We start from the raw sequence: 14,179 nt of genomic DNA, 5'->3' as shown, positions 1-14,179 counted from the left end.
GGCGCGAGCACCCCGTTGGGGTTCCTCGGCTGGTGTACCGCCACCACCCGGGTGCGGGTGTTCCCCTCCCCGTCGCCGGTTTCCCCTCCGGCGGGGGCCGCCCCGGGGGGGGGGTGCGGCACCGGCCGGCGGGTAGGGCCTGTGTCAAAGTCCTCGGTCGAGCCAGGGGCTTTGACACAGGCCCTAATCCGGTGGTGCCCGGCGGCCAACCCGGGCACCATCTCCCACATGATCGAGATCCGGGTGCTCACCCCCGATGACTGGCCCACCTGGCGCGACCTGCGGCTGGCCGCCCTCACCGAGGCGCCGGGAGCGTTCGGCTCCCGGCTCGCCGACTGGCAGGGCGACGGCGACCGCGAGCAGCGCTGGCGCGACCGGCTGAGCATTCCCGGCGCACGTGACCTGGTGGCCGTCCTGGACCGGCGCCCGGTCGGGATGGCCAGCGGCGTACCCACCGAGGACCCGCTGGTGCTGGAGCTGATCTCGATGTGGGTGCACCCGGACGCCCGGGGCAGGGGTGTCGGCGACCGCCTGGTGGACGAGGTGGCGTGCTGGGCCCGCCAGCGCGGCGCCGACCGGCTGCGGCTCAGCGTCATGCCGGACAACGCGGCGGCGAAGGCCCTCTACCGCCGCGCCGGCTTCCAGCTGACCGACGAGCAGGGCACCCTGACGCCCGACGGCGAACAGGTCATGCTCCGCCCCCTCCAGGGCGCGGTTAGACCAGGCAGTTGACGATCTCGGCGACCGAGCGGCGGCGGCCGGTGTAGAACGGGACCTCCTCGCGGACGTGCCGGCGGGCGCCGGAGGCGCGCAGGTCCCGCATCAGGTCGACGATCCGGTGCAGTTCGTCGGCCTCGAAGGCGAGCATCCACTCGTAGTCACCCAACGCGAACGAGGCCACCGTGTTGGCGCGGACGTCCGGGTAGCCGCGGGCCATCTTGCCGTGCTCGGCCAGCATCTCGCGCCGCTCGGCGTCGGGCAGCAGGTACCACTCGTAGGAGCGGACGAACGGGTAGACGCAGATGTAGGGGCGGGCCTCCTCGCCGGCCAGGAACGCCGGGATGTGGCTCTTGTTGAACTCGGCCGGCCGGTGCAGCGCCATCTGCGACCAGACCGGGGTCAGCGACCGCCCCAGCGTGGTGCGGCGGAACCGCAGGTACGCGTCCTGGAGCGCGTCGGGGGACGCGGAGTGCCACCAGATCATCACGTCCGCGTCGGCGCGCAGACCGGCGACGTCGTACACGCCGCGGACCACCACGTCCTTGCCGGCCAGCTCGTCGAAGAGGGCCACGACCTCGCCTGTGACGTTGTCCCGCAGCGACGGCAGCGGGGCGCTGGCCCGGAACACCGACCACATGGTGTAGCGGATGCTGTCGTTCAGCTCCCGCAGGCGGGCCGCGTTTGTCTGCTCGGTCATCTCGCCGATCCTCCCAGTGCTGTGATGATCTCGTCGGCCGCCGTCTCGCCGGAGCGGACGCAGACCGGGATGCCGACGCCGTCGTAACCGGCGCCGGCGAGGGCCACTGTGGGGTACGCGGCCCGCAGCGCCGCGCGCGCGGCGGCGACCCGGTCGGCGTGCCCCGGGGCGTACTGCGGTAGCGCGCCGCCCCACCGCTGCACGTGCCCGTCGACCGGGGTGGGCAGCGGGGTGCCGAGCACCGCGGAGAGCTCTCGATGCACGGTGGTCGCCAGGTCCGCGTCGGGGCGCTGAAGGTGCGCCTCCTCGCCGTAGCGGCCCACCGACGCGCGCACCAACGCCAGGCCGTCCGGCCGGCGCAGGTGCCCCCACTTGGTGGTGAAGAAGGTGGCCGCCTTGATCAGCAGGCCCTCGGTGCTGGGCACCAGGAAGCCGGACACCTCAGGCAGGCGCGGTTGCGGCAGCGCCAGCGTGACAAGCGCGACGCTCGCGTAGTCCAGCTCGCCGACACCCTTCGCGACCGCCGGGGCCGGGCCCGCGAGCAGTCGGGCCGCCGGTCGCGCCGGCACCGCAAGCACCACGGCGTCCACGTCCACCAACTCCGGGTCGCGGGTCGGGCCGACGGTGAGCCGCCAGCCGGTGCCGGTCGGGGTCACCTCGCGGACGGCGGCGTCCCGCCGTACCGTCGCGCCGCTGGCCGTCACGGCGGCCTCGACCAGGGTGCGCAACCCACCGGCCAGCGTGCCGAAGACCGGAGCGCCGGGGGCACGCGGCGCGGCGGCCTGCGCGGCCCGGACCGCGCCGACGAGGGTGTGCTCCACCCGGGCCGTACGGGCCAGCGCCGGCATCGTCGTGACCAGGGAGAGATCGTCGGCGCGGCCCGCGTACACGCCACCCAGCATCGGGTCGACCAGCCGCTCGACAACCTCGTCGCCGAAGCGGGACCGGACCAGCGCGCCCACCGAGACGTCCGCGTCCGGCCCGACCAGGGGCCGCCCGTCGTCGGTGTCGGCGTCCGCCGCCGGGCGGGCGACCGAGGTCACCCGGTCCAGATCCCCCGGTACGCCCACGAGCGTGCCGCCCGGGATGGGGCGCAGCCCACCGTCGATGACGAGCGCGGCCTGCCCCACCGTCGGGTGCACGATCTTCTCGGCCAACCCGAGCCGTCGGATCAGGGCCACCGCGGCGGACTCCGCCCCGGTCGGGTCACGCATCAGGAACGACTCGGCCCCGAACTCCACCGGCTGACCGGCCAGCTCCCCGGTACGCAGCTTGCCGCCCAGTGCGCCGGACTGCTCGTACACCGTGATCTCGGTGCCGGCCGGTGCGCGGTCGCGCAGGCGGACCGCGGCGGCCAGCCCGGCGATCCCGCCGCCGACCACCGCCACCCGCCAGGGTTGCCGCATCACGGGTCAGCCCTGGTCGGCCCGGCGGTGGGAAAGCTCGTGCACGAGCGCGACCACCCGGGTCAACACCTCCGGGTCGGTCTCCGGCAGCACACCGTGGCCGAGGTTGAACACGTGCCCGGGGGCCGCCCGGCCCTGCTCCAGGATCCGGCGCACCTCGGCCTCCACCACCGGCCACGGCGCGAACAGCACGCACGGGTCCAGGTTGCCCTGCACCGCCTTGTCCGGGCCGATCCGGTGGGTGGCCACGTCCAGCGGGGTACGCCAGTCGACGCCGACCACGTCCGCGCCGGCCTCGCCCATCGCGCCGAGCAGCTCGGCGGTGCCCACCCCGAAGTGGATCCGCGGCACCCCGGCGTCGGCCAGCCCGCTCAGCACGGCGGTCGAGTGCGGCAGCACGTACCGGCGGTAGTCGGCCTCGGACAGCGCGCCCGCCCACGAGTCGAACAACTGCACGGCGGACACGCCCGCCTCGATCTGCACCCGCAGGAAGGCGAGCGTCACCTCGGACAGCCGACCGCAGAGCGCGTGCCACAGCTCCGGATTGCCGTACATCAGGGCCTTGGTCTTCGCGTGGGTCCGCGACGGCCCGCCCTCGACCAGGTAGCTGGCCAGGGTGAACGGCGCGCCGGCGAAACCGATGAGCGGAGTGTCGCCCAGCTCGACCACCAACTGCCGGACGGCCTCGTCCACGTACGGGACGTCGGCACGGGTGATCGGGCGGATCCGCTCGACGTCGGCGAGGGTGCGGACCGGCTCGGCGACCACCGGGCCGGTGCCCGGCACGATGTCCAGATCGACACCGGCCGCCGCGACCGGCACCACGATGTCGCTGAACAGGATCGCCGCGTCCACGCCGTGCCGGCGCACCGGCTGGAGCGTGACCTCGGTGACCAACTCGGGGCGACGGCAGGACTCCAGCATCGGCACGGTCGCCCGGATCTCCCGGTATTCCGGCAGCGAGCGGCCGGCCTGGCGCATGAACCAGACCGGGGTGTGCGGGCCGGACCGTCGCCAGCAGGCCCTGACGAAGGGCGAGTCGGCCGGTCCGCCGGGGCGGGGTTCTCCGTCTCGGGCGACAGTGCCCGTGGTGTCCGTGGTCATCGCCGCAATCGTGCCACGCCCACGACCCCCACCCCACCTGGGGTGAAAGGAAGAGCGACTTCGGAAGGCCCCCCGGCGGCGCACGGGTGTCGGCGCGCCGTCGAAGCCGGGGGCCGGCGGCGGCATAGGCTGCCGACATGGCCCCCCCGATCGCGCTCCCGGAGACGTTCGCCCGCGCGGTCGCCGGGCTGCGATCGGCGACCCCCCGGCCGGAGATCACGCTGGAGGAGGTCGGCGCCCCCCAGCGGTTGGCCCCGTACGCGTTCGCGCTCTCCGCGACCGTGCTGCGCGACGCCGACGAGGTGGCGACCGGCCGGCTGATCCTGCTGCACGACCCGGTCGGTCACGAGGCGTGGCAGGGCACCCTGCGGTTGGTCACCTACGTGACCGCCGAGTTGGAGGTCGACCTGGCCGCCGACCCGCTGCTGCCCGGGGTCGGCTGGACGTGGCTGACCGACGCGTTGGACGCCCAGGATGCCGACCACCGGGCGATCGGCGGCACGGTGACACAGACCATGTCGACCCGGTTCGGCGACCTCGCCGGCCCACCGACCGTCGGCGACATCGAGATCCGCGCCTCCTGGACGCCGATCGACGACGACCTGACCCCACACCTGCTCGGCTGGTGCGCGCTGCTCGCCTCCACCGCAGGCCTCCCCCCACCCGGCGTAACCGCCCTCTCCGACCGCCGCCCCGCCGGCGCAGCCTGACCTCCACCCCGCCCGCGCCGTGCCGGCGCCCGCCCTCTCCCGCGCCAGCGCCCGCCCTCTCCTGCGTCGATCATGGAGTTGTGGTGGGCGAAATGCTGCCGTGTACGGCATTTGTGAGGCACCGCGAGTCCATGATCGACGGGGTGTGGGGGGTAGCCCGAGACATCTCGTGGACACCTGACCGACACTCGCCGGACCGGCTGCACCCGCCGGATCATCGCGCGCACTAGGGTTGGCAGGTGACCGACGAACCACCCCTGCGCCGTCGGCCCGCCGAGGAACTCCCGGGAAACGCACCCCAGCACCCGCCGTCGGCCCAGCCGAAGCCGGCGGGCGACGGGGTGGACCCGACCGACGGTGGGCCCGTTCCGCTGATCGCCCCGCGTGACGGCACACCCGACCCGGTGGCCGCTCCGGCCGCGCTGGCCGAGGTCGTGGCCCGCTTCGCGGCGGGCAGCGGCCCCGTCGCCCTGGACGCCGAACGCGCCTCCGGCTACCGCTACAGCCAGCGCGCGTACCTGGTGCAACTGCGCCGGGCCGGTGCGGGCACGGCGCTTATCGACCCGCTGCCACTGCCGGACCTCAGTTCGCTGGACGCGGCGATCGGGGATGCCGAGTGGGTGCTCCACGCGGCCAGCCAGGATCTGCCCTGCCTGGCCGAGGTGGGGCTGCGCCCGCGCCGGTTGTTCGACACCGAGTTGGCGGCCCGGCTGGCGGGGTTCGAGCGGGTCGGGCTGGCCGCGCTGACCGAGCAGCTGCTGGGGTTCACCCTGGAGAAGCACCACTCGGCGGCCGACTGGTCGAGCCGGCCGCTGCCCGAGTCGTGGCTGACGTACGCGGCCCTCGACGTGGAGTTGCTCACCGACCTGCGTGACGCGCTCGACGCGGAGCTGACCCGACAGGGCAAGTCGGCCTGGGCCGCGGAGGAGTTCGCCGCGTTGGTCCGCACCGGGGCGCGCCCGCCGCGGGTCCGGGCGGAGCCCTGGCGGCGCACCTCCGGCATCCACCGGCTGCGCGGGGCGCGGGCCCAGGCCCGCGTCCGCTCGATGTGGTACGCCCGGGACCAGATCGCTTCCCGGCGGGACGCCGCTCCCGGTCGGGTGTTGCCCGACTCGGCGATCATCGCCGCCGCCGAGTTGGACCCGAAGGACGAGAAGACCCTGCTGACCCTGCCCGGTTTCGGCGGCCGGTCGGTTCGTCGGCTGGCCCGCACCTGGCTGGCAGCTCTCGACGACGCCCGGCAGTTGCCGGACGACTCGTTGCCGGTCTCCCCGACCGTGGAGGGCCCGCCCCCGCCGCACCGGTGGGCCGAACGCGATCCGGTGGCGGCTGGCCGACTGGCCCGGTGCCGGGAGGTGGTGGTCCGCATCGCCGCTGAGCACAACCTGCCGCCGGAAAACCTGATCACCCCGGATTCGGTACGCCGGCTGGCCTGGACGCCACCGGAAGAGCTCACCGAGGACGCCGTCGCGGAGACCCTGCGCGGCCTGAACGCCCGCGAGTGGCAGATCGGACTCCTCACCACCGACCTAACCGAAGCCCTAACCCCCACCCCCTAACCCCCCACCCCACCCCATCCACCCACCCCCAGACCCGGGTGATCATGAGGTTGACGGGCCTCCAGGAGATCCACAGCCCCGTCAACCTCATGATCGCTGGGAGCTGGACGGGCGCGGGGGCCGGAGTGGGGGCGGGTGTGGGGTGGGCCACAGGGGGACCTGGGGGCCGGGTTGGTTACTGGCGAGTAGCATTCGGGGGAACATGCCCGTGTCGGCGACCCTTGTCCGGTCCGGAGTGCCGTTCCGCACGAAGGCCGAATCATGGTCGAATAGGAGGCTCAAGTGCCCCGTGAAGTTCGGGATGTCGTCTTTGTCGACGGTGTCCGTACCCCGTTCGGCAAGGCGGGTGGCATGTACGCCAACACCCGCGCCGACGACCTGGTGATCCGCTGCATCCGTGAGCTGCTGCGTCGCAACCCGCAGCTGCCCCCGGAGCGGGTCGAGGAGGTCGCCATCGCGGCGACCACCCAGATCGGCGACCAGGGCCTCACCATCGGCCGTACCGCCGCTCTGCTGGCCGGTCTGCCCAAGACCGTCCCCGGCTTCGCCATCGACCGGATGTGCGCGGGCGCCATGACCGCGGTGACCACGGTGGCCAGCGGCATCGCCATGGGCGCGTACGACGTCGCCATCGCCGGCGGCGTCGAGCACATGGGGCACCACCCGATGGGCGAGGGCGTCGACCCCAACCCGCGCATCATCGCGGAGAAGCTCGTCGACCCGTCCGCGCTGGTCATGGGCGCCACCGCGGAGAACCTGCACGACCTGGTCCCGCACATCACCAAGGCGCGCACCGACGCGTTCGCGCTCGCCTCGCAGCAGAAGACCGCGAAGGCGTACGCCAACGGCAAGCTCCAGGACGACCTGGTGCCGATGTCGATCCGCGACGCGGAGGGCGGCTGGGGCCTGGCGACCGTGGACGAGGCTCCACGTGACACCTCGCTTGCGAAGCTCGCCACCCTGAAGACCCCGTTCCGCCCGCACGGCAAGGTCACCGCGGGCAACGCGGCCGGCCTGAACGACGGCGCCACCGCGAGCCTGCTCGCCGACGAGGCCACCGCCCGCGAGCTGGGCCTGCCGGTCGCCATGCGGCTGGTGTCGTTCGGTTTCGTCGGCGTGGAGCCGGAGGTGATGGGCGTCGGTCCGATCCCGTCGACGGAGAAGGCGCTGCGCCTCGCCGGGCTCAGCATCGACGACATCGGCCTGTTCGAGCTGAACGAGGCGTTCGCCGTGCAGGTGCTCGCCTTCCTCGACCACTTCGGCATCGCCGACGACGACGCGCGGGTCAACCCGTGGGGCGGCGCGATCGCCATCGGCCACCCCCTCGCCTCGTCGGGCGTGCGGCTGATGACGCAGCTGGCCCGCCAGTTCGCCGAGCACCCCGAGGTCCGCTACGGCCTCACGGCCATGTGCATCGGCATCGGCATGGGCGGCACGGTCATCTGGGAGAACCCACACTGGACGGAGTCCAGCAAGCCGGCTCAGGGGGAGGGTGGCAACAAGTGAAGGCACCGAACGAGGTCGTCACCCGCGCGCTGCTGCGCCAGGTGAACGTACCGGGGCTGGACCGCCCGGCCGCCCTGATCACCCTGGACAACGGGCTCGACCACACCAAGCCGAACACCTTCGGTCCGGGTGGACTGGCCAGCCTGGACGAGGCGATCACCGCCGCGCTCGCCGCCGACCCGGCGTTCGTCGCGGTGACCGGCAAGCCGTACATCTTCTGCGTGGGCGCGGACATCGTCGGCCTGCCGCAGCTCGCCGATCGCGCGCAGGCGCTGGAGATCGGCCGGCTCGGTCACCGGGTCTTCGCCCGGCTCAGGGACAGCACGGTCCCCACCTTCGCGTTCGTCAACGGGGCGGCGATGGGCGGCGGCCTGGAGCTGGCGCTGCACTGCCACTACCGGACGCTCTCCGGTGGCGCGGCGGCCCTGGCGCTGCCCGAGGTCTCCCTCGGTCTGGTGCCCGGCTGGGGCGGCACCCAACTGCTGCCGAACCTGATCGGCATCCCCGCCGCGACCCAGGTGATCATCCAGAACCCGCTCATGCAGAACAAGATGCTCAAGCCGAAGCAGGCCGCCGAGCTGGGCATCGCGGACATCCTGCTGGAGCCGGCCGACTTCCTGGAGCGTTCCCTGGAGTGGGCCGCCGACGTGGTGCGCGGTCGGGTGACAGTCACCCGTCCCGAGGTCGACAAGGACATGTGGGCGGGCGTGCTCTACTTCGCCCGGGAGACGCTGAACCAGCGGCTGCACGGCGCGGTCCCGGCCGCGTACAAGGCCCTCGACCTGTTGGAGACGGCCAAGGACGGCGACTTCGCCGCCGGCACCGCCGCCGAGGACGAGGCCCTCGCGGACCTGGTCTTCTCCGAGGAGCTGCGCAGCGGCCTGTACGCGTTCGACCTGGTGCAGCGGCGGGCCAAGCGACCGGCCGGCGCACCGGACAAGGGTCTGGCCCGCACGATCACAAAGGTCGGCATCGTCGGCGCCGGCCTGATGGCCAGCCAGTTGGCGCTGCTGTTCGCCCGCCGCCTCCAGGTGCCGGTCGTGATGAGCGACCTGGACCAGTCCCGGGTGGACAAGGGCGTCGGCTACGTGCACACCCAGATCGAGAAGGCCGTCATCAAGGGCCGGATGGACAAGGGCACCGCCGCCAAGCTGTACGGCCTGGTCAGCGGCACTGTCGACAAGGGCGCCTTCGCCGACGCCGACTTCGTCATCGAGGCGGTCTTCGAGGACCTGGGCGTCAAGAAGCAGGTCTGGGCCGAGTTGGAGAAGATCGTCTCTCCGGAGGCGGTGCTCGCCACCAACACCAGCTCACTGTCGATCACCGAGATGGCCGCCGAGCTGGAGCACCCGGAGCGGGTCGTCGGTTTCCACTTCTTCAACCCGGTGGCGGTGCTGCCGCTGCTGGAGATCGTCCGGGGTGAACGCACCGACGACGTCACCCTGGCCACCGCGTTCGCGGTCGGCAAGCAGCTCAAGAAGTCGAGCGTGCTGGTCTCCGACGCCCCGGCGTTCGTGGTGAACCGGCTGCTCACCCGTTTCCTGGGCACCGTGTTCGCCGCCGTGGACGCCGGCACGCCGCTGGACGTGGCGAACAGCGCACTGGACCCGCTGGGCCTGCCGATGCGCCCGCTCGCCCTGCTCCAGTTGGTCGGGCCGGCCGTCGCGTACCACGTGGGCGGCACGCTGCACGCCGCGTTCCCGGACCGGTACGGCGTCAGCGAGAACCTCAAGCGGATCGCCGACTCGGGTCAGCCCATCGTGGTCGACGACCAGGTCAACGACGAGGTGGCCAAGCTGCTCGTCGTCGGTGACCGGCCGCTGACCGCCGAGCAGGTACGCCAGAACGCGCTCGACGCGCTCGCGCAGGAGATCCGGCTGATGCTGGACGAGGGCGTGGTCGCCGAGGCGCAGGACATCGACCTGTGCATGATCCTGGGCGCCGGGTGGCCGTTCCACCTGGGCGGCATCACCCCGTACCTGGATCGGACCGGCACCTCCGAGCGGGTCACCGGTCAGCGGTTCCTGCCGCGCGGTGCGGCGAGCCTGCCCGCCTGACGAGATCGCAGCGCCACCGTCGCGGTGGTCGGACCGTCCCCCGTGGACGGCCGACCACCGCGACCGTTTGTGATCACCCCGGCCGTGCGGGGGACCGACGCGGGGCATCACCGGTAGCCGCACCGGGTTAGGATCACGCGCTTTGCACCCCTGACTTGGAGCTAACTGATGTCTCAGCCGCCGGCCAGCCCGTACGGCCCGCCGCACGATTCCCCCAACCCGCCGCAGCAGCCCGGCCAGCCCGGCCAGCCGCAGCAGCCCGGCCAGCCGCAGTACCCGGGTCAGCCGCAGCAGCCCGGCGCGTGGCCGCCGCCGCAGCAGCAGGGGTTCCCGCCCGCGCAGCCGGGTCAGCCGTACCTGCCCGCCGGCCCGCCCCCGGCGAAGAAGTCGAACGTCGGCAAGATCGTGCTGATCGTGCTGGCGGTGCTGCTCGTGCTCTGCCTCGGCGGGGTGGCGATCGCCTGGTTCACCCTCAAGGACGACGTCGGCGACGTCGTCGACGCCGCCAACACCCGGGTGGTCGCGCCGGCGACCCTCGCCGGCCGGCCGAAGCTCAACGACCCGCAGCTCCAGTCGGCCGCCGACCAGATGGTCGCCGAGATGAAGGCCGAGGTGCAGAACGAGACCAGCACGATCGGGGCGTTCTACGGCGACCCGGCCAAGCAGGATCTCATCATGGTCACGGCGGTGTCCGGCGTGATGGCCGACCCGAAGAAGGAGCTGGACGAGGCCGTCACCGGGCTCTCCAGCGAGCTGGCGGTGACAAACATGGCGGTGGCCGAGGCAGGCCCGCTGGGCGGCGACGCGAAGTGCGGCGACGGCAAGACCGAGGGCGTGCCGCTCGGCGTCTGCGTCTGGGCCGACCGGGGCAGCGTGGGCATGGTGGTGATCTACTTCAAGACCGGCAAGCAGGTGGAGGCCGAGTTCGCCACCATCCGGGGTCAGATCGAGCAGCGCTCCTGAGCCGTACGACGACCGGGGCCCCGGCCACCTCAGGGTGGCCGGGGCCCCGTGCCGTACCGACCGGACCGCTCAGGCTCCGGCCGCCGGGAAGTACGCGTTCAGCTTGCTCCGCAGGTGAGCCGCGTAGATGAAGCCGAGCACCGGCTTGCCACGGAAGGCGCTGACCGTGCCGCTGCGGGCCTCCACCGCCACCGGCCGGGACAGCGCGGCGAACTTCACCTGCTGGCCCCCCTGCGCCCACGCCGAGGCCGCCGGCTCGACCTGGGTGCCGACCAGGGCGGGGAACACCGCCACGCCGTTCTGAAAGCCGCGCAGCTGCCCCTTGCGGGCCAACACGTAGTCCATCGCCGTGGCGCTGAACTCCCGCAGGGCGTCCGCCGTGACGACCGTCGCCGGCGCGGCGACCGTGAACAGGTGCAGCTTTGTCGCCATCCACCGCATCCGGAAATCACCCCGGTGACCGATCAGCACCGGTACGCCGCCCCAGTCCTCGGTGCGCACCTCGCAGCCGTCGGCCCGAAGTCGCTCGCCGGTCGCCGTGAGGTACGCCCGCACCGGCTCGGTAGCTGCCTTGTCCATCTGCCCACGTCCTTCGCTGGCTCGCTGTGGCCGCTCATCTGACACCACCGCCGCGGTCAGGCCGGCTCTGCCGCCGCGGCCCGCGCCGCCGCTGCCGCGGCCCGCTCGGCGGCGTTGCCGAGCACGCAGAACTCGTTGCCCTCCGGGTCGGCGAGCACCACCCAACCGCCACCTGTCGGGCCGACGTGATCGGCGACAAGCGTCGCGCCGATGCCGATCAGCCGCTCGACCTCCTCGGCCCGGGTGCGGTCGGCGGGTTGCAGGTCCAGGTGCAGTCGGTTCTTCACCGCCTTGCCCTCGGGCACGGCGAGGAAGAGCACCTCCGGGCCGCCCGGCGGCAGGAGCATCGCCTCCGGGTCGCCGGGGAAGTCGTCAGGGTGCCGGGGGCAGTCGAAGACCTGCGCCCAGAAACCGGCCAGGGCGTACGTGTCGTGACAGTCGATGCTGATGTTGTGGATCGTCGAACTCACAGCTGGTCCTCCACGGTGGTGATGGCGAGACGTTCCCCGGCGCTGCGGAGCACGCAGAACTCGTTCCCCTCCGGGTCGGCGAGCACCGCCCAGCCCGTCCCGTCGGCGTTGCGACGGTCGGTGACAAGCGTGGCGCCGAGGCCGAGCACCCGTTCCACCTCCTCGTCCCTGGTCCGGTCGACAGGTTCCAGGCAGATGTGGAGCCGGTTCTTCGTCACCTTCTCCTCCGGCACCTCCTGGAAGAAGAGGTTCGGGGTGGCGTCGTCCGACGGCAGCAGGGCCGCCTCCGGGTCACCGGGGGCGTCCTCGGAGTGTCGGGCGTACCCGAGCACGGCGGCCCAGAAGCCAGCCAGGGCGTACGTGTCATGGCAGTCGAAACTGATGTTGCGGATCCGTGGATACACGGGTGTTCCCTCCGAACGGGATGGGACGCTCCGCTGCCCGGGGTCAGCCGGCAGAAACCCGGGGTGCGGAGCCCTGACGTGTGGACATCGACGCACCCCCTTCCGCTCGCGAGCTGACCCGGGTGATCTTCCCAGTGGGCGTGCCCTGCGCGCAACCCCGTTCAGCCGGGGGTGACCACCGCGCCGTTCACCGCCGGGGCGTCCGCCGAGGGCAGGGTGACAGTTACCTCCAGGCCACCGCCGGGCTGCGCGATGACGCGTACCGTGCCGCCGTGCGCCGTGCAGACCGCGCGGACGATGGACAGGCCCAGCCCGGAGCCGCGCGCCCCGGTGCGTTCCCGGCCACCGCGCCGGAACGGCTCGAACAGCCCCGGCACGTCGGCCTGGTCCACCTCGAACCCGGTGTTGCCCACGACCAGCCAGGACCGCTCGCCGTCGGTGCCGGTACGCACCCAGAGCCGGCCGTGCAGGTGGTTGTAGCGAACCGCGTTCTCGATGAGGTTGCCGGCCAACCGGTCCAGCAGCCCCGGGTCACCGACGACGGGCGCGGACTCCAACGACGTCTGCACCCGCAGGCCGATCCGCTCCACCTCGCGGCGCATCGCCGACAACGCGTTCGCGGTGCCCGCCGAGAGGTCGCACTCGGTGCGCCGGCCGAGCTGCCGCCCGGCCTGCGCCTCGCTGCGGGCCAGCACCAGCAGCGCGTCCACCAGGCCGTTGGCCCGCTCGGACGCGTCCCGGACCACTGTCGCCATCCGGCGGTACTCCGCGGCATCCGCGTCGTCGTCGCTGAGCGTCACGTCGATCTCGGTCCGCATCACGGCCAGCGGAGTACGCAGCTCGTGCGAGGCGTTCGCCACGAAGCGTTTCTGCGCCTCGAACGCGGACGCGATCCGGTCCAGCATGGCGTCGAACGTCTTCGCCAGCTCGGCCACCTCGTCGTCGGCGCCCGAGTAGCCGATCCGCTGATCCAGGGTGGCCTCGCCGAGGCGCTGCGCGGTGGCGGTGACCTGGTGCAGGGGGCGCAGCGCCCGGCCCGCCACCGCGTACGCGCCGGCGACCCCGACCACGCTTATCGCCAGCAGCGCGACCAGGCCCTTGGCCAGCAGCTCCCCGGACGCGGCGTCGACCAGGCGCCGCTGCCACTCGGCGGCATCCATCCGCCCGCCGTCGGAGAGGAGCACCGTCGTGCCGGGGAGCAGCTCGTCGGTGGGGCGCAGCGCGTCGCGGACCAGCAGCCAGGCCAGCAGCACCAGGATCGCCCCCGCGCCGACCAGCAGCACCCCGTTGAGCAGCGTCAGCCGCAACCGCAGGGTGGGACGCACCCTGCGGCTCACGCGCCCACCTCGGCCGTACGGTAGCCCGCGCCCACCACTGTCTCGATGAGTGGCGGGTCACCGAGCTTCTTGCGCAGCGTCATCACCGTGACGCGGACGATCGTGGTGAACGGGTCGGTGTTGGCGTCCCAGACCCGTTCCAGCAGTTCCTCGCTGGAGACCACCGCCCCACGCGCCTTGAGCAGCTCGCTGAGCACCCCGAACTCCTTGTTGGTCAGGTCGACCGGCACCCCGGCGCGGGTGGCCACCCGGCGGGCCGGGTCGAGCACCAGGTCGGCCAGTTCGAGCACCGGCGGCGCGGCCGGGGTGGCCCGCCGGCCCAGCGCCTGCACCCGGGCGACCAACTCGTCGAAGGCGAACGGTTTGGACAGGTAGTCGTCCGCGCCGAGCTGCAGCCCCTCCACGCGGTCGGCCACCGTGACGCTGGCGGTGAGCATCAGCACCCGGGTCAGCGCGCCGGAGGCGGCCAGGTCGGCGCAGATCTGGTCACCGTGCACGCCGGGCAGGTCGCGGTCCAGCACCACCACGTCGTACCGGGTGACGAACGCCGCCTCGTGGCCGGCGTCGCCGTCGTACGCCACGTCGACGGCCATCCCCCGTTTGCGCAACCCGCGCGCGATCGCGTCGGCGAGGTTGCGCTCGTCCTCCACCACCAGTACCCGCATCC

14 protein-coding genes are annotated in these 14,179 nt (G+C 72.9%); 6 read left to right on the top strand and 8 right to left on the bottom strand.

The features are described from left to right. The first annotated feature begins 228 nt into the window (after positions 1–228). Complete coding sequence (locus ACGFH8_RS32930) at positions 229–732, top strand: GNAT family N-acetyltransferase (RefSeq protein ID WP_393375035.1); 504 nt, start codon at positions 229–231, stop codon at positions 730–732. On the opposite strand, the gene hemQ is transcribed toward ACGFH8_RS32930, so the two are convergent. Genes hemQ through hemE form a run of 3 tightly spaced genes read right to left on the bottom strand, consistent with a single transcriptional unit; the run spans position 716 to position 3,927 of the window. Continuing rightward, the gene (hemQ, locus tag ACGFH8_RS32925; protein ID WP_357247692.1) at positions 716–1,417 is read right to left on the bottom strand and encodes a hydrogen peroxide-dependent heme synthase; all 702 of its coding nucleotides are present in this window, start codon (positions 1,415–1,417) and stop codon (positions 716–718) included. The genes ACGFH8_RS32930 and hemQ overlap by 17 nt on opposite strands. Beyond that, a complete protein-coding gene (gene hemG / locus ACGFH8_RS32920) occupies positions 1,414–2,823 on the bottom strand; it encodes a protoporphyrinogen oxidase (protein ID WP_393375032.1) in 1,410 nt (469 codons plus the stop codon). Before hemG ends, hemQ begins: the two co-directional genes overlap by 4 nt. 6 nt (positions 2,824–2,829) lie before the next feature. Next, the gene (hemE, locus tag ACGFH8_RS32915; RefSeq protein ID WP_393375029.1) at positions 2,830–3,927 is read right to left on the bottom strand and encodes a uroporphyrinogen decarboxylase; all 1,098 of its coding nucleotides are present in this window, start codon (positions 3,925–3,927) and stop codon (positions 2,830–2,832) included. A gap of 137 nt (positions 3,928–4,064) precedes the next feature. On the opposite strand from hemE, the gene ACGFH8_RS32910 reads away from it, so the two are divergent. From ACGFH8_RS32910 to ACGFH8_RS32890, 5 genes are all read left to right on the top strand, one after another. Next, complete coding sequence (locus tag ACGFH8_RS32910) at positions 4,065–4,637, top strand: DUF3000 domain-containing protein (protein WP_393375027.1); 573 nt, start codon at positions 4,065–4,067, stop codon at positions 4,635–4,637. A 239-nt stretch (positions 4,638–4,876) separates the two neighbouring features. Beyond that, positions 4,877–6,196 (top strand): ribonuclease D, encoded by a 1,320-nt coding sequence (locus tag ACGFH8_RS32905; RefSeq protein WP_393375024.1) that lies wholly within the window; start codon positions 4,877–4,879, stop codon positions 6,194–6,196. A 282-nt stretch (positions 6,197–6,478) separates the two neighbouring features. Further along, positions 6,479–7,702: a thiolase family protein gene (locus ACGFH8_RS32900; RefSeq protein WP_393375022.1), complete on the top strand. Its 1,224-nt coding sequence runs from the start codon at positions 6,479–6,481 to the stop codon at positions 7,700–7,702. Further along, positions 7,699–9,759, top strand: coding sequence for a 3-hydroxyacyl-CoA dehydrogenase NAD-binding domain-containing protein (locus ACGFH8_RS32895; protein WP_393375019.1), 2,061 nt, complete (start codon positions 7,699–7,701; stop codon positions 9,757–9,759). The genes ACGFH8_RS32900 and ACGFH8_RS32895 overlap by 4 nt, the downstream gene beginning before the upstream one ends. 168 nt (positions 9,760–9,927) lie before the next feature. Beyond that, the gene (locus ACGFH8_RS32890; RefSeq protein ID WP_393375016.1) at positions 9,928–10,722 is read left to right on the top strand and encodes a hypothetical protein; all 795 of its coding nucleotides are present in this window, start codon (positions 9,928–9,930) and stop codon (positions 10,720–10,722) included. Positions 10,723–10,791: 69 nt separating this feature from the next. Here ACGFH8_RS32890 and ACGFH8_RS32885 read toward each other — a convergent pair whose 3' ends face one another. The 5 genes from ACGFH8_RS32885 to ACGFH8_RS32865 form a co-directional block, all read right to left on the bottom strand. Continuing rightward, positions 10,792–11,301: a levansucrase gene (locus tag ACGFH8_RS32885; protein WP_393375015.1), complete on the bottom strand. Its 510-nt coding sequence runs from the start codon at positions 11,299–11,301 to the stop codon at positions 10,792–10,794. Positions 11,302–11,357: 56 nt separating this feature from the next. Then, on the bottom strand, positions 11,358–11,771 hold the full coding sequence (locus ACGFH8_RS32880; RefSeq protein ID WP_393375012.1) for a VOC family protein: 414 nt from the start codon (positions 11,769–11,771) through the stop codon (positions 11,358–11,360). Beyond that, complete coding sequence (locus ACGFH8_RS32875) at positions 11,768–12,175, bottom strand: VOC family protein (protein WP_393375010.1); 408 nt, start codon at positions 12,173–12,175, stop codon at positions 11,768–11,770. Before ACGFH8_RS32875 ends, ACGFH8_RS32880 begins: the two co-directional genes overlap by 4 nt. A 161-nt stretch (positions 12,176–12,336) precedes the next feature. Continuing rightward, on the bottom strand, positions 12,337–13,512 hold the full coding sequence (locus ACGFH8_RS32870; RefSeq protein ID WP_393375007.1) for a sensor histidine kinase: 1,176 nt from the start codon (positions 13,510–13,512) through the stop codon (positions 12,337–12,339). Then, complete coding sequence (locus tag ACGFH8_RS32865) at positions 13,509–14,177, bottom strand: response regulator transcription factor (RefSeq protein WP_393375004.1); 669 nt, start codon at positions 14,175–14,177, stop codon at positions 13,509–13,511. Before ACGFH8_RS32865 ends, ACGFH8_RS32870 begins: the two co-directional genes overlap by 4 nt. Positions 14,178–14,179 lie beyond the last annotated feature (2 nt).

The organism is Micromonospora sp. NPDC049175 (assembly GCF_043197345.1).
Lineage (GTDB): Bacteria > Actinomycetota > Actinomycetes > Mycobacteriales > Micromonosporaceae > Micromonospora.
This window is presented reverse-complemented; position numbering and strand designations above follow the sequence as displayed.

Bases quoted from the DNA above. Each gene is read 5' to 3' on its own strand.
- ACGFH8_RS32930 (WP_393375035.1), top strand. From the start codon at position 229: ATGATCGAGATCCGGGTGCTCACCCCCGATGACTGGCCCACCTGGCGC.
- hemQ (WP_357247692.1), bottom strand. From the start codon at position 1,417: ATGACCGAGCAGACAAACGCGGCCCGCCTGCGGGAGCTGAACGACAGC.
- hemG (WP_393375032.1), bottom strand. From the start codon at position 2,823: ATGCGGCAACCCTGGCGGGTGGCGGTGGTCGGCGGCGGGATCGCCGGG.
- hemE (WP_393375029.1), bottom strand. From the start codon at position 3,927: ATGACCACGGACACCACGGGCACTGTCGCCCGAGACGGAGAACCCCGC.
- ACGFH8_RS32910 (WP_393375027.1), top strand. From the start codon at position 4,065: ATGGCCCCCCCGATCGCGCTCCCGGAGACGTTCGCCCGCGCGGTCGCC.
- ACGFH8_RS32890 (WP_393375016.1), top strand. From the start codon at position 9,928: ATGTCTCAGCCGCCGGCCAGCCCGTACGGCCCGCCGCACGATTCCCCC.
- ACGFH8_RS32885 (WP_393375015.1), bottom strand. From the start codon at position 11,301: ATGGACAAGGCAGCTACCGAGCCGGTGCGGGCGTACCTCACGGCGACC.
- ACGFH8_RS32865 (WP_393375004.1), bottom strand. From the start codon at position 14,177: ATGCGGGTACTGGTGGTGGAGGACGAGCGCAACCTCGCCGACGCGATC.